This window comes from Arthrobacter sp. cf158, assembly GCF_900106835.1.
Classification (GTDB): domain Bacteria; phylum Actinomycetota; class Actinomycetes; order Actinomycetales; family Micrococcaceae; genus Arthrobacter.
Genome location: NZ_FNNR01000010.1, coordinates 139,674 through 159,120, shown reverse-complemented (window position 1 = coordinate 159,120; position 19,447 = coordinate 139,674). Strand labels below are relative to the sequence as shown.

General features: G+C 63.5%; 20 protein-coding genes. 16 read left to right on the top strand and 4 right to left on the bottom strand.

Going from position 1 to position 19,447, the window contains the following annotated elements:
• Positions 1 to 3 precede the first annotated feature (3 nt).
• The 5 genes from BLW08_RS19285 to BLW08_RS19265 are packed head-to-tail and all read left to right on the top strand — an operon-like array spanning position 4 to position 5,703.
• A complete protein-coding gene (locus BLW08_RS19285; RefSeq protein WP_090823748.1) occupies positions 4 to 957 on the top strand; it encodes a phosphotriesterase family protein in 954 nt (317 codons plus the stop codon).
• A 20-nt stretch (positions 958 to 977) separates the two neighbouring features.
• The gene (locus tag BLW08_RS19280; RefSeq protein ID WP_091327253.1) at positions 978 to 2,087 is read left to right on the top strand and encodes an FAD-dependent oxidoreductase; all 1,110 of its coding nucleotides are present in this window, start codon (positions 978 to 980) and stop codon (positions 2,085 to 2,087) included.
• A 13-nt stretch (positions 2,088 to 2,100) separates the two neighbouring features.
• Positions 2,101 to 3,033: an alpha/beta hydrolase gene (locus BLW08_RS19275; protein WP_091327250.1), complete on the top strand. Its 933-nt coding sequence runs from the start codon at positions 2,101 to 2,103 to the stop codon at positions 3,031 to 3,033.
• Complete coding sequence (locus tag BLW08_RS19270; protein ID WP_091327248.1) at positions 3,030 to 3,992, top strand: MBL fold metallo-hydrolase; 963 nt, start codon at positions 3,030 to 3,032, stop codon at positions 3,990 to 3,992. The genes BLW08_RS19275 and BLW08_RS19270 overlap by 4 nt, the downstream gene beginning before the upstream one ends.
• Positions 3,985 to 5,703, top strand: a complete 1,719-nt coding sequence (locus tag BLW08_RS19265; RefSeq protein WP_091327246.1) for a CocE/NonD family hydrolase — start codon at positions 3,985 to 3,987, stop codon at positions 5,701 to 5,703. The genes BLW08_RS19270 and BLW08_RS19265 overlap by 8 nt, the downstream gene beginning before the upstream one ends.
• On the opposite strand, the gene BLW08_RS19260 is transcribed toward BLW08_RS19265, so the two are convergent.
• Positions 5,693 to 6,286, bottom strand: a complete 594-nt coding sequence (locus tag BLW08_RS19260) for a MarR family winged helix-turn-helix transcriptional regulator (RefSeq protein ID WP_091327243.1) — start codon at positions 6,284 to 6,286, stop codon at positions 5,693 to 5,695. The two genes, BLW08_RS19265 and BLW08_RS19260, sit on opposite strands and share 11 nt — an antisense overlap.
• A 103-nt stretch (positions 6,287 to 6,389) precedes the next feature.
• On the opposite strand from BLW08_RS19260, the gene idi reads away from it, so the two are divergent.
• The 6 genes from idi to BLW08_RS19230 are packed head-to-tail and all read left to right on the top strand — an operon-like array spanning position 6,390 to position 12,198.
• Positions 6,390 to 6,944, top strand: a complete 555-nt coding sequence (gene idi, locus BLW08_RS19255; RefSeq protein WP_091327240.1) for an isopentenyl-diphosphate Delta-isomerase — start codon at positions 6,390 to 6,392, stop codon at positions 6,942 to 6,944.
• Positions 6,941 to 8,044: a polyprenyl synthetase family protein gene (locus BLW08_RS19250; protein WP_091327238.1), complete on the top strand. Its 1,104-nt coding sequence runs from the start codon at positions 6,941 to 6,943 to the stop codon at positions 8,042 to 8,044. Before idi ends, BLW08_RS19250 begins: the two co-directional genes overlap by 4 nt.
• Positions 8,041 to 8,946: a phytoene/squalene synthase family protein gene (locus BLW08_RS19245; protein WP_091327236.1), complete on the top strand. Its 906-nt coding sequence runs from the start codon at positions 8,041 to 8,043 to the stop codon at positions 8,944 to 8,946. Before BLW08_RS19250 ends, BLW08_RS19245 begins: the two co-directional genes overlap by 4 nt.
• Positions 8,943 to 10,595, top strand: coding sequence for a phytoene desaturase family protein (gene crtI, locus BLW08_RS19240; RefSeq protein WP_091327234.1), 1,653 nt, complete (start codon positions 8,943 to 8,945; stop codon positions 10,593 to 10,595). The genes BLW08_RS19245 and crtI overlap by 4 nt, the downstream gene beginning before the upstream one ends.
• Entirely contained in the window at positions 10,595 to 10,951 is a 357-nt protein-coding gene (locus BLW08_RS19235) for a lycopene cyclase domain-containing protein (protein ID WP_091327231.1), read from the top strand. The genes crtI and BLW08_RS19235 overlap by 1 nt, the downstream gene beginning before the upstream one ends.
• Complete coding sequence (locus BLW08_RS19230; RefSeq protein ID WP_091327230.1) at positions 10,948 to 12,198, top strand: prenyltransferase; 1,251 nt, start codon at positions 10,948 to 10,950, stop codon at positions 12,196 to 12,198. Before BLW08_RS19235 ends, BLW08_RS19230 begins: the two co-directional genes overlap by 4 nt.
• On the opposite strand, the gene BLW08_RS19225 is transcribed toward BLW08_RS19230, so the two are convergent.
• The gene (locus tag BLW08_RS19225) at positions 12,193 to 12,714 is read right to left on the bottom strand and encodes a MarR family winged helix-turn-helix transcriptional regulator (protein ID WP_175538768.1); all 522 of its coding nucleotides are present in this window, start codon (positions 12,712 to 12,714) and stop codon (positions 12,193 to 12,195) included. The two genes, BLW08_RS19230 and BLW08_RS19225, sit on opposite strands and share 6 nt — an antisense overlap.
• 111 nt (positions 12,715 to 12,825) lie before the next feature.
• Here BLW08_RS19225 and BLW08_RS19220 point away from each other — a divergent pair, with 111 nt between their 5' ends.
• Together BLW08_RS19220 and BLW08_RS19215 are read left to right on the top strand one after the other, a co-directional pair.
• Entirely contained in the window at positions 12,826 to 13,647 is an 822-nt protein-coding gene (locus tag BLW08_RS19220; RefSeq protein WP_091327224.1) for a tryptophan-rich sensory protein, read from the top strand.
• A 145-nt stretch (positions 13,648 to 13,792) separates the two neighbouring features.
• Positions 13,793 to 15,391 (top strand): HNH endonuclease, encoded by a 1,599-nt coding sequence (locus tag BLW08_RS19215; protein WP_091327223.1) that lies wholly within the window; start codon positions 13,793 to 13,795, stop codon positions 15,389 to 15,391.
• Between the two features lie 57 nt (positions 15,392 to 15,448).
• On the opposite strand, the gene BLW08_RS19210 is transcribed toward BLW08_RS19215, so the two are convergent.
• Positions 15,449 to 15,784 carry a hypothetical protein gene (locus BLW08_RS19210; protein WP_090823777.1) on the bottom strand — a complete coding sequence of 112 codons (336 nt, stop codon included), beginning with the start codon at positions 15,782 to 15,784 and terminating at the stop codon, positions 15,449 to 15,451.
• Positions 15,785 to 15,980: 196 nt separating this feature from the next.
• Positions 15,981 to 16,736, bottom strand: a complete 756-nt coding sequence (locus BLW08_RS19205; protein WP_091327220.1) for a class I SAM-dependent methyltransferase — start codon at positions 16,734 to 16,736, stop codon at positions 15,981 to 15,983.
• A 79-nt stretch (positions 16,737 to 16,815) separates the two neighbouring features.
• Here BLW08_RS19205 and BLW08_RS19200 point away from each other — a divergent pair, with 79 nt between their 5' ends.
• From BLW08_RS19200 to BLW08_RS19190, 3 genes are all read left to right on the top strand, one after another.
• The gene (locus BLW08_RS19200) at positions 16,816 to 17,274 is read left to right on the top strand and encodes a MarR family winged helix-turn-helix transcriptional regulator (RefSeq protein WP_090823780.1); all 459 of its coding nucleotides are present in this window, start codon (positions 16,816 to 16,818) and stop codon (positions 17,272 to 17,274) included.
• A gap of 97 nt (positions 17,275 to 17,371) precedes the next feature.
• On the top strand, positions 17,372 to 18,862 hold the full coding sequence (locus BLW08_RS19195) for an MFS transporter (RefSeq protein WP_091327216.1): 1,491 nt from the start codon (positions 17,372 to 17,374) through the stop codon (positions 18,860 to 18,862).
• Positions 18,863 to 19,038: 176 nt separating this feature from the next.
• Complete coding sequence (locus BLW08_RS19190) at positions 19,039 to 19,395, top strand: hypothetical protein (RefSeq protein ID WP_091327213.1); 357 nt, start codon at positions 19,039 to 19,041, stop codon at positions 19,393 to 19,395.
• Positions 19,396 to 19,447: the final 52 nt, after the last annotated feature.

The window sequence follows — 19,447 nt, the reverse complement described above, 5'->3', positions numbered from 1 at the left end:
GACGTGTCAAAAGTAAATACAGTGCTGGGAACCATCCCGGCTGAAGAGCTGGGACTCGTGGCCATCCACGAGCACATCGGATACGGCATGCCCGGCAGCGAGCTGGATACCACCTGGTGGAAGACGCCGGAGGAACGATACGCGGAGACGGTACCCAAACTCCGCGCCTTCCACGAGTACGGTGGCGGCACCTTCGTGGATGCCACCGGCATCTGCAACGGCCGCGACGTTGACTACTACAAGTCGCTGTCCGCCAAGACCGGAGTCCACATTGTTGCCTGCACTGGCTTCGTGGGCGGAGACACCGCCCTGCCGCATTTTGCCCGCGCTTCGGTGGACTACCTGGCCAAGGTATTCATTCACGAGATCAGTGTGGGCATCGGCACCACGGGCAGCCGCGCCGGCGTCATCAAGGTGGGCGTCAGCCGCGGTGGTCGCATGACGGACCTGGACAAGCGGATCTACCGGGCGGCCGCGCGCGCAGCCATCCAGACCGGAGCCCCTGTTCTGACGCATCTGGCCATAGATGCCGAGAATGCCATTGCCATTTTCCAGGAGGAAGGATTGCCGCTGGACCGCGTCCTCTTCGGACACGTCGACGACGGTGTGAACGCCGAAAACACGCGGGACACCTGGATCGCGGAGCAAGGAGGCCGGGTGGGATTCGACACCTTCGGTTACGAGACCGAGCTGGAAGACCCTCCCTTCTGGGCCCGCCCCAGGCAGGAACGCCTGGACCACTTCCTCCGCTTCCTCAACGCAGGCCATCTGGACAAGGCCCTGGCCGGTGCCGACGCCAACTGCAGCCCGCTCGGGTGGGCCGGCGTGAAGGGCCACACCGTGAACTACATCTTCGAGGACCTCATCCCGGACCTCCGCAAAGCCGGCTTGGAAGAAGACGCCATCAGGACGATCTTCGTGGACAACCCGGCCACCTTCCTCACTCTCAGCGCCTGACCCAGAAAGCACAGAATCCCATGAAGACTTCAGAGATCAAGAACCTCAAGATCGCCATCATCGGCGGCGGCTATGGCGGAGCCTCGGTAGCTAAAGCCCTGCAGAATATCGGCGCAGAGAACGTTCACGTTTACGAGCAAGCGCCCGCGTTGGCCCAGGTGGGCGCGGGCATCGGCCTTCGCCCGCCGTCGGTGGAACTGTTCCGCACGTGGGGCATCTTTGACCGCATCGCCGCCGTGAGCTCGCCCAGCGACCACCTCGAAATCCTCACGGCGGACGGCAGCCACATCCTCGCGAAGGAGGAATGGCCGTTCCTGCGCGCCTACCAGCAGGTCAATCACAACCGAATGATCCACCGCGGAGACTTCATCGACGCCCTGCTCGGCGCCCTCCCCGAGGGCATGGTGCATCTGGGCTACAAGCTGAACACCATCCAGGACCATGGCAACCATGCCACGCTCACCTTCCAGAACGGCGAGGTTGTCACAGCTGACCTCGTCATCGGCGCGGATGGCATTCGTTCCACAGTTCGCCATCAGCTCTTCTCGCAGAAAGAACCCGTATTCTCCGGCGAGCACGCCTACCGCGCTGTCATTTCGATCGAGGACGCCCACGGCTTGGTGACGGACGATAATCCACGCTTCTACATGGGCAGCAACGGCACCATCGCCTACAACCTGCCATTGCGGCACCGCGGCGAGCTCTCGTACGACATCACGGCCGCTTCCGACGACGCCTCTTGGGCACCGGAGATCACCAATGACTACCTGGTGAAGCTGCTGGAAGGTTTCGACGAGCGGATCGTCCAGGTTGCCCGGGAACTGGACCTGAGCACGGTGACCAGCCGCTCAGTATTCGACATCGATCCCATCGATTCCTGGCACACCGGCTCCGTGGCGTTGCTGGGCGACGCCGCCCACGCGATGCTGCACCACCAAGGCCAGGGCGCCAACTCGGCCATCCTGGACGCCGGCGGTTTCGCTGACGCGATGATCCAAGGCGACTCCGTGCAGGATGCCCTGTCCATCTACCAGGCCACCCGAAAGCCGGTGACTGATGAACTGCAGCGCGTATCCCGCCAGGGTTGGCACGCCGATGCGGTGGACTCCGCCTTCCCGGCCAACGCCTAAGGACGGGCCTGGAATGCCAATCCACCCACAGATCGCCAAAATCCTCGCCACTCTCCCTGCTCCCGACGGTTCGCCGCTGGACCCCGCCGCACTGCGCGCAGACGAAGCAGCCCGGATCCTGCCGGCCGATAAGCGGCTGCAGCTCCACGCCGTCGTCGATGCCACAGCGGTGACCTCCGCCGGTGAGGTTCCGGTTCGCATTTATACGCCCACCGACGCGGCGGAACACAGCATTATTGTGTACTTTCACGGCGGCGCCTTCTTCCTGGGCAGCCTGGACTCCCACGATCACGTTGCCCGGGCACTGGCGTCGGAAACGGGCCATAAAGTCATCTCAGTCGGTTATCGTCTGGCTCCCGAAGCACCCTTCCCCGCGGGGCTGGAGGACTGCTATGCCGTGGTCCGCTGGGCTGAATCCGACGGAGGAATGCTCGGCTGGGACGGCCGGAATCTTGCGATTGCCGGGGACAGTTCGGGCGGAAACTTCGTGGCAGCGGTCGCCGCTAAAGCGCACGACGACGGCTTCCACCACATCACCCACCAGATTCTGTATTACCCGTCGCTGGACCTGGATTTCGATGCCGACCGCTATCCATCCCTGCGCGAGAATGCTGAGGGCTACGGCCTGGAGACAGCCGGCCTGAAGCCCTTCAACGCCTTCTATCTCGACGGCGGTGCGGAGCCGGGCGACCCGCTCGTCTCCCCTATCAAACGGGCTGACCTGACCGGGCTGCCACCTGCGCTGATCGTCACCGCCGAGTTCGATCCCCTGCGGGATGAAGGCGAACTGTACGGACAGCGATTGGACGAGGCGGGCGTGGACACCACAGTCAGCCGGTACAGCGGCGCCAACCACGGCTTCGTCCAGAACTTCTCCTGGATCCCGGAGTTCCACCGCGTGTTCGCGGAGACCTCGGAATTCCTGAACCGGAGTCCCCGGAAATGACGCAGCCAGTACGCGTTCATCCGATCGTCTCTCCGTGGGGCCGTTTTGGCCTGTACAGCTTCTACATCGACGCTCCCGAGCCCGCCATTGTGGACACCGGAATCGCGTCCTCGCCCGCGGAGGGCATGATCCCCGCACTGGAAGCGATCGGCCGCCGCATAGAGGACGTCCGTTGGATCCTGCTGACCCACGGGCACATCGACCACATCGGCGGAGCCCATGCCCTATGGGAGCTCACGGGACGGCAGGCCAAGGTGGTCATCCACCAAGCCGACGCACCGATGCTGCGGTCACGCCGCGCCCATGTGGACGAATACCTGGCTGGCCGTGGGCAGTACTTAACGGACCCCGACGGCGCGTCCCGGGTTGGCGCCGCGGCGGACGCCGTCATCTCCGGGGAAATGGAGCCTGACCTGCTGGTCCAGGGCGGCGAAACCATTTCCCTGGGCGGTGACGTGACAGTGTCTGTCCACTCAGTACCGGGACACACTCCGGGCTCGGTGGCCTATGTCATCGACGGCCAGAACGATGTGTTCGTGGGCGACGCCGTCCAGGTTCACGGAGCGGCCAACGGTTTTCCGGGATTTGTGGATCCGGCGGCGTACCGCGCCAGCCTGCAGTACCTTCGCGATGACATCCGGCCGCGGCACCTCTACCTGGGTCATCCGTACCGGGGCGCGGATGGTGAGCCGTTCGGCGTCGAGCTTGACGAAACACAGGCGCGCCGCGCCCTCCAGGAAAGCATCGACGTCGAAACCCGCGTCAGCAGCGCCGCGTGCCGCTGCCTTGAGGCAGGGCTGGAAGGCACGACGTCGGCCTACTCGCCTTTCGCCGCAGTGGCAGAGGACCTTGGCTACACCGGAGACCCCAGTCTGGAACCGTCTCCGTTCTTCACCACCCTGCACGGGTACACCACACACTTTTCGAACCGGTTTGAACGGAAGGCTACCCATGGATGACATCCAGTTTCTCAGTGCCGGCGGCGAAAAAATCGCGGTCCAGAAGGACCTGCGCGTCCCCATGCGGGACGGCATCGAACTCGCGGCGGACGCCTACCAGGGCACCGAGGAGAAACCCCGGCCAGCGCTGGTTGCCCTGAGTCCCTACGGCAAGGAGTTACAGGCGCTGGCGTTGACTACCCCTCCACAGCGTCGTCCGAGCCCGATGTGGGATGGATGCATAGAAGCGGGCGACATCGCCCGGATCGTGCAGGAGGATTACGTCCATGTGATCGGCGACCTCCGCGGGTCCGGCCATTCCGGCGGTGAGCACATCGGCAATTACAACGCCGGCGGGGTTTCCCTGGGCCAGGATGCCTACGACTTCATCGAGTGGGTAGCCGCGCAGCCTTGGTGCGACGGCAACGTGGGCATGGTGGGCATCTCCTACTTCGGCTCCATGCAGGTCCTCGCTGCGGCCGAGCGCCCGCCGAGCCTGAAGGCGATCTTCGTTTCCGGTGGCCACTACGACTTCTACGAGACCACGTACCACGGCGGCATCATGTGGTTCATGCCGCGCGCTGCCCGGGAAGGCCGCGGTGGGGACTCGGGCTGGGCGTTCACGGACAATGTGAAGTCGCGCATGATGGAGAAGTACTCCCCCGACGAACTGAAAGACCTCGTCCAACAACGCCTGAAGGACCCGGACGTAGCCGCCTGGCCCAATCTGGTCCATGTGCTGAACTACCCCAAGAACCATGAGGCCTGGTTCGACATCGTCATGAACGAACTCGATGGCGAGTGGTACGAGGAACGGAATCCCATCACCCTCGCGCCAAATATCGACATTCCGGTGTGGCTGCAGATCGACCAGGGCCGGGGGTGGACCATGGATGGCACCATCGAATTGTTCGACTCGCTGAAAGGTCCCCGAAAACTCGATATCGGACCCTATCCGCCCATGCAGTCCCGGCCGTTCATCGAAGAACACGACAAGATGTTCAGGTGGTATGACTACTGGATCAAGGGCATCGATAACGGCATCATGGACGAGCCGGCTGTCAGTGTCTTCGTGGAGGGCTCACGCGAGGTGGTCACCGCCGATCAATGGCCGCCGAAGGATATCGAGTACACCTCGCTCTACCTGCGCCCCCGGCACAAGCTCTCCACCGAACCTGAGTTGATGGGTGCGGAGTACGCTGCACCGGACGGCTTCTACCAAGCTCCCCTCACCGTGACGGACAAGGTGGAAATCCTCAGCTGGAGCACGCCGCCGTTTGAGCAGGATACGGAGATGATCGGGGCCGGTGCCGCGCATATCTTCGCAGAAATCGACCAGCCGGACACCAACTTCATCCTCCGGCTGTGGGACTACGCGCCCAACGGCAAACGCCAACTGATCACCAGCGGATACCTCAAGGCATCACACCGCGAGCTGGACGAACGGACCACCGAGGGCAGCCCGTACCACCCGCACACCAAGGAAATTCCGGTGGAACCCGGGCAGATCGAAGAGTACGTTCTGCGCCTCTACCCGTTCGCCAACACGTTCAAACCGGGCCATCACCTCACCGTGGAGCTCTCGAACAGCGAGCCCTTGGCTGACGAGCACAATGCCCTGCTCCCGCCGGATGCCTTCCACCTGCCGGTGGGCAGACCCGTCACGCACAAGATCTACCGGGACGCGGCGCATCAGTCGAGGCTTGTGTTGCCGTTCACCACTACTGGCTAGGAGCGGTACCTGCCCAAGCGTCGTCGGAGACGTCAATCTCCTCCGCCATGTCATCCAGGAACCGCATCACCGTGTCCCGTTCCGTGGATGTCAGCCGCGCTGCGGCCAGGAACCGCTTTGCCTGCTGCCGCCCGACGGTCCGCATCGCGGCCTCGTGCGTCTCGGGGGTGATCGCGATGGCAAGGGCCCGACGGTCGGAGGGGTGGGCACGTCGCGTGACGTGACCCGCCTTTTCCAGCCGGTCCAGCAGCTTGGTGGTTGACGCCGTCGAGATGTGGAGCCGCGCCGCTATTGCGCCCGGCGTGGCGATCACATCATGGTTGGCGCAAACAATCAGGTAGTGCAATGCGCGCATGTCTGACTGGTTGAGTTTCATGTATCGCAAGGAGGCGTCCGAGAGGCGCTGCTCAGCTTCCCGCAGCCTGCCCAGCGCTGCCATGAGGTGGCTGATCTGCTGGACGTCCTCTTCGGAAAGCCCTGATCTGTCCACCAGTTCCTGATGGGGATCGTTGGCGTCCAGGTGATAGATGCCGAAGGAAACCGGGGTCCCGGCTTCTTCAGGAATCTCTTCAGGACTGGACATGTTGAGTATGTTACACCTAACTTCCTACATGGTAGCCTTTCTTCTAGCTTGTCTAGCAATATCCAGCTGCGGCGAGGCAAAGGTTCCCGGAGGAAGGCGCACAATGAACGCGACAGAGATGGTGGTCCTCCTGGATGACGCGGGAACACCCATCGGCGAGGCCCCCAAAGCGGCCGTTCACACCTTGGAAACCCCGCTCCACCTCGCCTTCTCCTGCTACCTGCTGAACGACGCCGGAGAAGTACTGCTCACCCGCCGATCACCCGAGAAGAAAACGTGGCCGGGCGTATGGACCAACAGTTTCTGCGGGCACCCGGGACCGGGGGAAGCATTTGAAGATGCCATCATGCGGAGGGCCCACTTTGAACTGGGAGTGGACGCAAACCGCATCGAACTGGTCCTCCCCCACTTCCGCTACCGGGCAGTGGACCCCACCGGAATCGTCGAGAATGAGGTCTGTCCCGTCTACGTGGCACGGATCAGCGGCCCGCTCCAGCCAAACCCCAGTGAGGTAGCCGACTGGGCCTGGATCTCACCCGCGCTGCTCGCCGAAGCCCTGGACCACACGCCTTCGGCATTCAGTCCGTGGCTCGGATTGCAGTTCCCGCAGCTCCTGGAGGCCCGCGCACTCCCGCTCCACAGCGGAGCTCGGGCATGACCATCACCTCCAACGCGCTCAGCAGCCGCACCGAGCTTTGCACCGCCGTCGAAAATGAGCTCAGCGGGCTCATCGGCAAAAGGGCCGGCGCCGCGACGGCTTACGGACCCCACTTCGCCCGGCTGTGGGCGCTTGCCGGCCAGAATGTCCTGGGCGGGAAGTTCGTCCGCCCCTTGCTGCTCATGGAGACCTACGACGCCCTGAAACCGCCCGGCTCCACACCGCCAGAGCAGCGGGAAACCGCCATCACCATCTCCGCGGCCATCGAACTGCTCCACTATTCCTTCCTGCTCCACGACGACGTGATTGACGGCGACCTCGTCCGCCGCGGGCACCCCAACCTGATCGGCTCCCTCCTTGCTGAAGCGGGCGCACTTCCGGGCAACATTGACGGTGCACGCACCGGAAGCGATCTCCATTGGGCACAAACCGGTGGAATCCTCATGGGCGACATGCTGCTGGCCGCCACCCACCAGGCGTTCGCCCGGGCCGACCTTCCCCATCAACTGCGCCTGCGGCTCCTCGATCTTCTGGAACACACCATCAACGAGACCGTAGCCGGCGAACAGCTGGATGTGGGCCTTGGCGACGGCATCATCGCCCCTGACCTGGAGACCATCCTGGTGATGTGCGGCTACAAGACGGCAACGTACACTTTCGAGTTGCCGCTGCGTGCCGCCGCAGCGCTTTCCGGTGCTGATTTCGCCGTCGAGACCGCGCTGGCCACGGCCGGCAGGCATCTGGGGCTCGCCTTCCAGCTCCAGGACGATCTTTTGTCCACCTTCGGGGATCCTCGCCGCCACGGCAAGGATCCTTTTTCCGACCTCCGCGAGGGCAAGGAAACCGCCATCATTGCCCACGCGCGGACCACCAGCGCGTGGCCGGACATCGAGCCGTTCTTCGGCAGCCCGGAACTCAACGGGACAGAAGCCGAACACGTCCGCCAGTGCCTGAGCGACTGCGGGGCGGAGACCTTCGTCCAAGGGCTCATCGATGAGCAACTGCAGGCCTTCAACCACCTGCTGACCAACACGATTCCGCCGAGTGCCCGGAACGTCCTGCTGGACCTCGCGGCGCAACTGGAAGGACGGCAATCATGAGTATCGCCACCGATACTTCCTTAACTCACTTCACCCGCACCGCCGAGCGTGCTGCCAACCAGGTGATCGCCGCCTACTCCACTTCCTTCGGCCTGGCCTGCAGGCTGCTCGGCTCCAGGCACCGCCAGCACGTCCGGAACATCTACGCCCTGGTACGCGTGGCTGACGAGTTGGTGGACGGAGTCACCGCCGAAGCTGGCCTTAGTTATGAGGAGCAGTGCCAGGCCCTCACCCACTTCATTGATGAAACGCACAGCGCCGTCAACATCGGATACAGCAGCGACCTCATCATCCACGCCTTCGCCCAGACCGCCCGCGCGGCCGGCATTGATGAAACACTCATCGACCCCTTCTTCGCTTCCATGCGTACCGATCTCGGCGAGCGCAGCGCTGCGCCGGCCGTGCCCCTGCGCTTCGATTCCGAGGCGCACCAAGGCTACGTGCACGGTTCGGCCGAGGTGGTTGGGCTGATGTGCCTGCGTGTCTTCATGCGGGAGGAAAACATCGACGACGCCGACGCTGCGGCCCTGGAGTACGGCGCCGGAAGGTTGGGTGCTGCTTTCCAAAACATCAACTTCCTCCGCGATCTGGCGGACGACACCCACCGGCTCGGGCGCAGTTACCTTGGCACTTCGGACCACCTTGAGGACCGTGACCGCGTTGAATGGGTGGGCACTATCCGCGCCCAACTTGCAGACGCGGGCGCCGTCATTCCGCTGCTGCCCCACGACGCCCGGGCCGCGGTTAGAAGCGCTCTTGCCCTCTTCTCGGCATTGACGGACAGGATTGAGCAGACCACCGTCGATGAGCTTTACCGCTCCCGTGTCCGCGTGCCGGATGCCGTGAAAGCCGGGCTGGCCGCACGGGCCGTCGCCTCAACCTGGATGGAGCTGCACCGATGACCCGCACAGTAGTGATCGGCGGTGGCATTGCCGGGCTTGCCACCGCCGCCCTCCTGGCCCACGAAGGTCACGAGGTCCAGCTCCTCGAGCAGCGCGAGCGGGTAGGCGGGCGCGCGGGCAGCCTCGAACGGGACGGCTTCCGCTTTGATACCGGCCCGTCCTGGTACCTCATGCCTGGTGTGTTCGACCATTTCTTCAAACTGCTGGGCACCTCCACTGCGGAACAGTTGGACCTGCGAACGCTCAGCCCCGCGTACCGCGTCTTCAGCGAACCAAACCACGACGGCGTACGGCCGGATCCGCTCACTGTCCCGTTGGGCAGCGATCAGGTTTTGGAGACCTTCGAAAGGGTTGAGCCCGGCAGCGCCAAGGAACTCTCCGCGTACCTGGCCTCCGCGCGGCACACGACGGAGATGGCTGAACGTTTCTTCCTCTACAACCCGTTCACCAAGCTGCCTGCCCTGCTCCAACCGGAGGTAGTGAGGAGCCTTCCCAAGCTGGCACAGCTTCTCCTGACTCCGTTGGACAAGTACGTCGCCCAACGGTTCCAGCACCCGGTACTCCGGCAGGTGCTGGGATACCCGGCTGTTTTTCTTGGCACCAACCCGTCCGCTGCTCCTGCGATGTACCACTTGATGAGCGCTTTGGACCTTGGCGACGGAGTGCAGTACCCCATGGGCGGCTTCTGGGAGCTTGTGGGCAGGCTGGAAGCTTTGGCCCTGGCTGCCGGCGTGCGGATCCACACAGGTGCGGAGGCCCTCAAAATCACCACCCGTGAAGCGGCGCACATCAAGAAACTGGGGCGCTTTGACGGCCTGAACCTTCCCGCCGGTTTGTCCGGCAAGGATAGCCGTGAGGTCACGGGCGTGAAATGGCGCGACAGTTCCGGCGCAGAGCACTACAGTGTGGCAGACCAAGTAGTCTCCGGCGCCGACCTCCACCACACCGAAACGCAACTGCTCGGCGTCCGGGACCGCAGTTACGGCAGCAAGTACTGGCAGAGCCGCACCAGTGGGCCCGGGGCAGTCCTGGTGATGTTGGGCGTCAAGGGCAAACTCCCGGAGCTGCCCCATCATTCCTTGTTCTTCACCCGGGACTGGGAAGCGAATTTCGCGTCGATCTTCGGCGAGGAGACCAGCATCCCGGACCCGGCATCCCTCTACGTTTGCAAACCCAGCGCCACCGACGCCGGTGTCGCACCGCAGAACCACGAGAATCTCTTTGTCCTTGTTCCCGTCCCTGCCGATCCCTCCCTTGGGGCCGGCGGCCCTGATGGCAGCGGCGATCTCCCCATCGAACGGACCGCCGACGCCGCCATCGACCAGATCGCCCAGTGGGCCAACATCCCGGACCTCCGCGAGCGCATCGTCGTGCGGCACACCATCGGCCCGGCCGACTTCGCCCGCGATTACAACTCCTGGCGCGGCGGCATGCTGGGACCAGCACACACTCTCCGGCAGAGTGCCATGTTTCGCGCCCAAAATGCCTCCAAGCGCGTACGCGGCCTCTACTACGCCGGTGCCACCACGGCACCCGGCGTCGGTGTCCCCATGTGCTTGATCAGTGCAGAGCTGGTTTTGAAGCGGATCCGCGGCGATCACAGCCCCGGCCCTATAACCGCGAGGCCTGTAGCCAGCAGGATTGGCTAATGGGTGTTCTCTATTTGCTCTCCTTGGTGCTGGGCATCGCCTGCATGCTCTTGCTTGACCACCGCTTCCGTTTGTTCTTCTGGCGCGACGCCAAAGCAGCGGCGATCGTGACCGTCGTCGGGGTTTTGTTCCTCCTAGCCTGGGACCTTGCAGGAATCGGGCTGGGGATCTTCCTCCGAGGTGAAGGAACCATTGCCACCGGCCTGCTGATCGCGCCTGAGCTGCCCCTTGAAGAACCCGTGTTCCTGCTGTTCCTGGTGCTGTGCACCATGGTCCTGTACACGGGCGCGCGTCGTCTGCTTGACCTGATCCCTGCCAGACGCAGGGAGAGCGAGCGGGAGCGTGAGATCGTATGACCTACCTGTGGCTCGCCCTTGCCTTCATCGCGGCAGCTGCCGTCGCGGGCGTGATTTTTGCCCGCCAGGGCACCCGGTCAGGTGAAGCGCGGTCAGGTGAGGCGCGGTCAGGTGAAGCAGCCAAGCACTGGAAAGCAGTTGCCCTCGCCTTCGCCGCACTGGCCGTCCTCACGGCAGTGTTCGACTCCGTCATGATCGGCATGGAACTCTTCCACTACGACGCCTCACACATTCTTGGCCTCAAGGTTGGGCTGGCGCCCATCGAAGACTTCGCCTATCCGCTGGCTGGCGTGGTGGCGCTGCCCGGCTTGTGGATGTGGCTGACGCGCAAGCGTTCCGGAGGCCGGGGTGACGAATCCCGGAGTGCGGGACACAACCTCAAAGGCCTGGTGCCACAAGCACTGCTCGCGTCCCGCCCGGTCAGTTGGATCAACACGGCCTATCCGTTCGCCGCGGCCATGCTGCTGACCACACGGGAGATCGACTGGGTACTGATCGTGGGCACCTTCTACTTCCTGATCCCCTACAACCTGGCCATGTACGGCATCAACGACGTCTTCGACTACGAGTCGGACCTCAAGAATCCGCGCAAGGGCGGCATCGAAGGTGCGCTCCTCCAGCCGCACCTTCACCGGCCCATGCTCTGGCTCGCGGCGATCACCAACGTGCCGTTCCTTCTGGTGCTCGCCTTCGCGGGTGGGCCCGTGGCGTGGATCAGCCTGGCCGTGAGTGCATTCGCTGTGGTGGCCTACTCCGTGGCCGGCCTGCGCTTCAAGGAACGCCCGGTCTTGGACTCTCTGACGTCCAGTACGCACTTCGTGAGTCCCGCCGTCGTCGGCCTGGCGCTGGCCGGTGCCGACGTGACGCCGGGTCTCCTCGTTCTGCTGGCCGCCTTCTTCCTCTGGGGCATGGCGGCCCACGCCTTCGGCGCCGTCCAGGACATCGAACCCGACCGGCAGGCCGGCATCGGCTCCATAGCAACAGTCATCGGTGCACGCCGGACGGTGAGGCTCGCCGTCGGACTCTGGCTTGTTGCCGGTTTGGCCATGCTGGCCACGCCGTGGCCCGGGCCGCTCGCGGCAGTCATCGCCCTCCCCTACATCGTTAATTGCGCGCCCTACTGGAACGTCACGGACACGACGGCGGCACGCACCAATGTGGCCTGGCGCCGGTTCATCTGGCTCAACTACGGTTCGGGATTCCTGGTGACACTCATTTTCATCCTGCAGTGGAGCCTCACGTCATGACTGGGACGGTTCCTGGGGGTCTTCGTCAATGGTGTCCAGGGCCTCGCGCATGTGCTGCAGAAAGTTCACCACGATCTGCGACTCGTCCGGGTTCAAGGCACAGGCCGCGTCCAACATCCGGCGGTGCATTCCGCCCAAGGTATGCCGCACTTCCTGGTCCGATCCCGGCGTTGCCTTCAGGATCAGGGCGCGACGGTCCGTGGGGTGCGGCTCGCGGCGTATGTGGCCGGACTCCACCAGGCGGTCGATCAGCGTGGTCATGGATGCGGACGTTATCCCCAGCTTGTCGCCCAGGTCCTTCGGCTTCATCACTTTGCCGGCAGCCTCGGCTTCGAACAAGTAGCGCAGGGCCAGCAAGTCCTTCTCACCCATCCCCATGGAGGATCGCGTCCGTCGGCGCATCGCTTGCTCGGAGGCGCGGTAATCCCGCAAGGCGTTCAGCACGTCAATGGCAATTGCCTTCTGACCTGGGTCTTTGCCGTACCAGTAGCCCTTTGCGTGGCCTTCCGAGTCCATCCGTTGTTCCTTCGATAAACGTAAAGCTTGTCTTACTAGCATTTTGATACTAAGTCACCTACCTCCCTAATGCATGACACCGCACATCCCATAAGGAAAGAGGCCCTGCACATGGAAACTCGAAGCCCGGATCTGGCCCGGCAGATCACAGTGACCGTCAGCCTGGTGATCTGCATTGTTGGCTCGATGATCGGCGTCGGAGTCTTTGGCGGAACCCCTATTGCCCAGGCTGCCGGCGGAGCGTTGGCGGCCGACTCCACCCTCCTTGCGCCAGCCACTCCTGCCTTCTCCATCTGGTCAGTTGTTTACGCCGGACTGGTGGCCTTTACCGTGTGGCAGTGGTTGCCTTCACAGCGGGCCAACTCGCGGCAACGTTCGCTGGGGTGGATCGTGGTAGTCTCCATGGTCCTGAATGCGGCCTGGATTTTGTCCGTACAGGCCGGCTTGCTCTTGGTCAGTGTCGTGATCATCCTGGCGCTGCTGGTGACCCTTGTCCTGGCGTTCCTCCGCTACAGTCAGAGCCGCGCTGCCTCGTGGGTTGAGGCCATAGTTGTTGACGGAACGTTGGGGCTGTACCTGGGGTGGACCAGTGTGGCCGTGTGCGCCAACATCGCCGCGGCTTTGAAGGCTTCCGGCTTCTCCGGCTTGGGCCTGCGTCCCGAAATCTGGTCTGTTGCCGTACTGGTGGTAGTAGCGGTCGTAGGCATCGCTTTGGCCATCAAGGGCCACGGCCGCTTGGCCCTGGCGGCAGCCATCGCCTGGGGCCTCGTATGGATCACGGTTGGCCGCAGCACCGACGCACCCGAGTCATTCCCGACGGCGGTAGCCGCGGCTGTTGCTGCTGCCCTGGTTCTCGGTGCGGCCATCACCGTTCGGGCCCGGAGTGTTATGGCGGGGGCTGGTTTGGGGGCAGGGGTTTCCGCCGGGCGGTGACGAGCCGGGGTTAACCGTCACACACACCGCAGTAGGGCAGGAGCTCCTCGCTTCCTCGTGCTCCTTTGGGCGCGAATCCGGGTGCTTTTCCACATAGGCCGGGTGGGGTCTTATAGGCTCAACTGCCTGCTGGAAGAGTCGAGGCATGGAGAAGATTCGGGCCACGCAGATGCCGTCAGGCGATGTGCTCGATCGAGCCGCGAAACCTCTGCCGGACGACTCCACGCCCCCAGCCTCAGCGCCTCTGTTTGGTTCGTCAGCGCCCCGGGTTTCTGACCTGATCTCACTCCTTGGATCTGTTCCTTTTGGCAGCTCCAGCGGCGAGCTGATCGAACAGATCAGCGGGCTGGAGAACATGAAGTCGGCCATCAGCGGGCTGCAGGCACGAATGGCTGTGGCCTTTGATCTTGCCCAACGACAGGAACAGGCTGCTGCTGGTGTTCCGGCTTCGGAGCAGGATCAGGGTGTGGGTGCTCAGGTGGCGTTGGCTCGGCGGGAGTCCCCCAACCGGGGATCCCGGTTGTTGGGCTTCGCGAAGGCTGTGGTGACCGAGATGCCCCGCACACTGGCCGCCCTGGAATCCGGACAGCTCAATGAATGGCGGGCCACGCTGCTGGTGAAGGAAACAGCGTGTTTGTCGGTTGAGGACCGGTGTGCGGTGGATGAAGAACTCGCTCCCGATGCCGGGACTTTCGAAGGGAAAGGCGACCGGGCAATCATCGCTGCTGCGAAGGCTGCCGCGTACCGTCGTGATCCCCGCTCGGCGGCTCGTCGTGCGAGCCACGCAGCCACCGAACGAACAGTGAGCCTGCGACCCGCTCCGGACACCATGACCTACCTCACGGCATTGCTTCCGGTGGCTCAGGGTGTGGCTGCATACGCGGCGTTGACCCGGGCGGCGGACTCAGCCCGTTCCCGCGGCGATTCCCGTTCCCGCGGCCGGGTCATGGCCGACACCTTGGTGGAGCGGGTCACCGGAACCCCGGGCGGGTTCTCCGGGATCAACCTGGACCTTGTGATGACGGACCGCACCCTGTTCCAAGGCGACAGCGAACCAGCCCGGCTCAAGGGGTACGGAATCGTCCCCGCCGAATGGGCCAGAACACTGCTTGGCACCGGCAATGAGCCGCCAAACAGGCAGGGGCAAACGGGGGCTCAGGAAGCGCCGCACCGGCAGGTGCCTGCGGGGCTCCAAGAAGCGCCGGGCGGGCTTCCAACCACGGGTGCGCAGGATGATGAGTTCACCGTGTGGCTACGCCGGCTCTACACAGCACCCGCCACAGGCGAGCTCCTCAGCATGGACTCCAAAGCCCGGCTCTTCCCACCACGACTCAGACGATTCATCGAAACCCGCGACGATACCTGCCGCACCCCATACTGCGACGCGCCCATCCGACACATCGACCACATCATCCCCTGGCACAAAGGGGGCACCACCACCCTGAGCAACGGCGCAGGACTCTGTGAAGCCTGCAACCACACCAAGGAAAATCCCGGCTGGACCACCAAACTGCTCTCAGGAGAGGCCCACAGCATGGAGCTCAGCACACCAACAGGTCATACGTACCAATCCACTGCGCCACCATTACCGGGGTATGCGCGTGCCTTAGGAGGCGAAAGCGACGCCACATCATCGGGTGACGCATCATCATCGGATGGCGAAGCATCATCGGGTACCGCGAGGCCAACGCCTGCAAGACAGGAACCGCCTCATCGTGCCCGCGGGCAACTCGTCCGCACCTAGAGGCGAATCTGTGGGATACCGGGCGCTTCGGGCAGCCACCGCATCACCCAGCAATTACTACGGTGCGCAGGCGTCCTTCAGTGCCTGGACTGACTCAGCCGGCACTTCGTCTCCTGCTTCGGCGATCTGGTTCAACGGCGTCGTGATTTCTGCGGGGACGCCAGCTGTGCTGGCGGCCGAGACCAGCCCGGCAAGGACCTGCTTGTCCTGAACGCTGACCAAACCATCCTGGACCACTGCGCAAACCTGCTTGGTGACCTCATCAGCGGCGGCAGTGGCCACCTTTGAGGCTGCATCGCTGGCTGCGCTTGTGGCAGCCTCTTCCACGGCTCCGCAACCGACGAGCAGCAGCAAAAGGGGGACGGCGGAAAGTGCTGCAAGTCGACGGGTCATGAGTCCAGCCTAGCAATCCGACTACGAGCGGCCGTTCCACTAGTCCACCGCTGCCGGCGTTGATCCGCTCACCGCATGCGGCTCCGCCCGATCGATATCGTGGATGTCTTCGTCTACCTTGTGGTGCTGGGCGTATTCATTCAGTTGTTCCCGGCCGTCATTTCCGAGTCATTCCTGCTGGCCTTCTGACCAGACCCTAGCGTTCAATGAGCCTATAGACGGACACGTGGCTCCGCGAATCTGCCGTAAATTCGCTGCGGTCCCAACCAGCCCACCTGGCTTCGAGTTCGAATCCGGCTATCCGCGCCATGAGGTCCAGTTCGCTCGGCCAAATGTAGCGGTGGGGTGTCCGCCCAATCCGCGCATCCCGGCCATCGGACAGGTCAGGACCGAACCGCACGTGGTGGGAGACGACGTGTTGCCGCAGCACATCGTAGGTATCCACCAGGAGATACCCGGGCTGGCTCACCTCAACCGTGCCTCCGTGTCCCGGAGGCAGCGATCGCAATTGCGGCACCCAGAGTTCGACGACGAACCGGCCACCGGGCGCCAGATGGCTGGCAGCATTCTCGAAACACCGGACTTGTTCGTCCTGTGTCAGCAGGTTGGCAATGGTATTGAAGACCAGGAATGCCAGTGTGAAGCTGCCCTCTGCCCGCACGCTGGACATATCGCCCTGGACCACTGGGATGCGGTCCTCGTCCACTTTTTCGCGGAGCCTTGCGATCATCGCGTGGGACAGCTCGATGCCGCTGACCTGGACTCCCGCCTCCGCGAGCGGGATGGCGACACGACCGGTACCAATGGCGAACTCAATGGCCGCACCATCGCCCGCCAGCTCGGACAGGACCTCCACCGTAGGGCCCAGCACGTCGGGTGAAAACATGCCTTCCCCGGGGGTGTCGTACTGCTTGGCCGCTTCGTTGTCCCACAGCTGTTGCTGGTTGATCATGCTTCCACTATTGCAGGCAGGTACGTACTGCGGGCAAGCAACGGCGGCTCGGCAGGGCGTCCCCACCTATGCTTGACGGATGGAAGAAAAGCCGGTGGACCACAAGGCATTGGCCGTGTGCATGATCGATATTTCGTCCGATATTCGGCGTAAGTCGCTCAACGAAACCGGCGTCCGGCCCATTTCCAACGGCGTCCTGGAGATCCTCCGCGTCATTGAAAGCCATCCGGGTGCCACTGTGGCTGAGGTAGCGTCCCGTTTGGGCCGCCAACTGAGCAATGTGAGTGTCCAATTACGTGAGCTCGTGGCGGCCGGACTGGTGACGCGGGTCAAGGACGCCACGGACAAGCGGTACGTTTCCCTTCACCCCACAGATGAATCCAAACGGATCAAGGCCCTCCTCGAAGGTGCATGGGCGGATGCGCTCATCAAAGCCAGCGACCGGCTTCTCCCGGAGGAACGTGAACAGATTGCGGCCAGCCTTCCGGCGCTGCAACGGCTGGCCTCGTTCCTCGCGGAGCCCGAAAACCCAACCTAGGAACACGTAAGGCACATCACCCGCACAGCTCTTATGCGCACATCCCAAAGTACTTATACTTTCATAAGTATTACTACTTACTAAGTATGGGAGACGCGTGGCATCACAACTACTCGAATCGGCTGGCGCTCAGATCCGGCCGGGCAAAGACAACCAAAAAGGCATCGGCTGGCGATCGCTGCCCTTCCTTGCGCTCGCCCAGTTCATGGTGGTTCTGGACGGCACCATCGTGAACCTGGCGCTCCCCCGCCTCCAGTTGGAGATGGGCATCAGCGACTCCACCCGCGCCTGGGTCGTCACGGCGTACGCCCTCGTCTTCGGCGCGTTCCTGCTGCTGGGTGGCCGGATCGCGGACTTTTGGGGACGGAAACGGACCTTCATCACAGCCTCGGCGGGCTTTGCCATCGCCTCCCTCATCGGCGGCCTCGCACAGCAGCCATGGGAACTCATTGGGGCCCGCGCACTGCAGGGAGTCTTTGCAGCGCTCCTGGCCCCAGCCGCCTTGGCCCTCCTCACAGTCACCTTCCCGGGAGGCAAGGACCGCGGCACGGCGTTCGCCATCTTCGGCTCCATCAGCGGCGTGGGCGCTGCGGCAGGAGTTCTGCTGGGCGGCTTCCTCACCCAGTACGTTTCATGGCGCTGGTGCTTCTTCGTCAACGTGCCCATCGCAATGGTCGCGCTCATCGGCGTGTGGAGGCTGGTGAGCGAAAGCAAAGCCGGCGGCTCCACCAAATACGACTGGCCCGGCGTCGTTCTGGCCGCAGTGGGCCTCGGCTCTTTGGTCTACGGCTTTGCCAACGCAGAACACGGGTGGGATGCCATCGAGTCCTGGGGCTTTATCACCGCTGGCATGGCACTGCTGGCGCTTTTCGTCGCCATCGAGCGCAAGGTCAAGCACCCGTTGCTGCCGCTTCGAGTGGCAACGGAACGCAACAGGGGCGCAGCCTTCCTCGCATCATTCCTTGCCGGCGCAGTCCTGATCGGCGGCATCCTGTTCATCAATTTCTACCTCCAGATTGTCCTGGGATTCGCGCCTTTCACCGCCGGAATTGCTTCCCTGCCCATGACAGTGGTGCTCATCATTACCGCGGGCCTGGTGGCGAAAAACCTGCCCAGGCTGGGAGCCCGTATTCCCAGTTCGATCGGCCCGGTTTTCCTGGCCGCAGCCATGCTGTGGCTCACGCAGGTAACGCCGGACGGCACGTACGCAGTCACCATGCTGCCCGCGCTGGTCCTGATGGGCATCGGGCTGGGCATGGTCTTCGTCCCCATGCAAAACCTGGCTCTCTTCGGGGTTAACAAGGACGACTCCGGCGTTGCCAGAGCCTTGGTCAACGCGTCACAGCAAATCGGCGGCTCACTGGGCATTGCACTCTTCAGCGCCATCGCGGCGGCCACCTCTGCTGCGGCGCAAACAGCGGCGGCCGACGGCGGAAGGCTCGCTGCACTGACCTCGGGCTACTCGCTGGTCTTCCTCTGGGCTGCCGGAGTCGCAGTGTTGATGGTCCCCGTCGCACTGCTCCTCATCAGGATCGACCGCAGGACGTTCAGCGGATCTGACCACGCACCCCACGTCCACCTGGGCTAAGCCGAAGGCGCCGCCACCCGCGATCGGGAAGGCGGCGCCTGATGCTGTGGTGCGAAGCGATGAATGACGACGGCGAACGCCTCACGTAAACATTGGCGTGAGATAACTCACATTCTGTAAGCTGAATTCAAAGTCACGCAGCCGGCTTCCCTCGCTTCACGTTTGGCAGGTCCCCAATGGCCCCCAATTCACTCAAGGCCGAAATCCTCCTGGCCCATGGTGTCGGCCCCTCCGCGGCCAGTGTTGCTCGACGAAGAGCAGCAGAAAACCATGGCCACCATCGCACCCCCAACAAACCTGACGCCCTCCTGGGTGCCTTAGCGGTGAGGCAACTCTTCCACCGCTGGCCCTTGGTCCCGTCCCGGGAACTGGAGCGCATCCGGCACGTCCTCGTCCACTGCGACCAGCTTGGCTCACCGGATACCCATCACTTGTCCGAACCGGCCCAAGCGCTACTGGACCTGATCAACGGCGAGTTGGACCGGCGTCGTGCCTTGGCCAAAACCCGGCAGGAAACCGCAAGCAGCAATTAGCGCGGACCGGTCCCGGGGATAGCAGCCACTACGTCAATCTCCACCAGGCCCC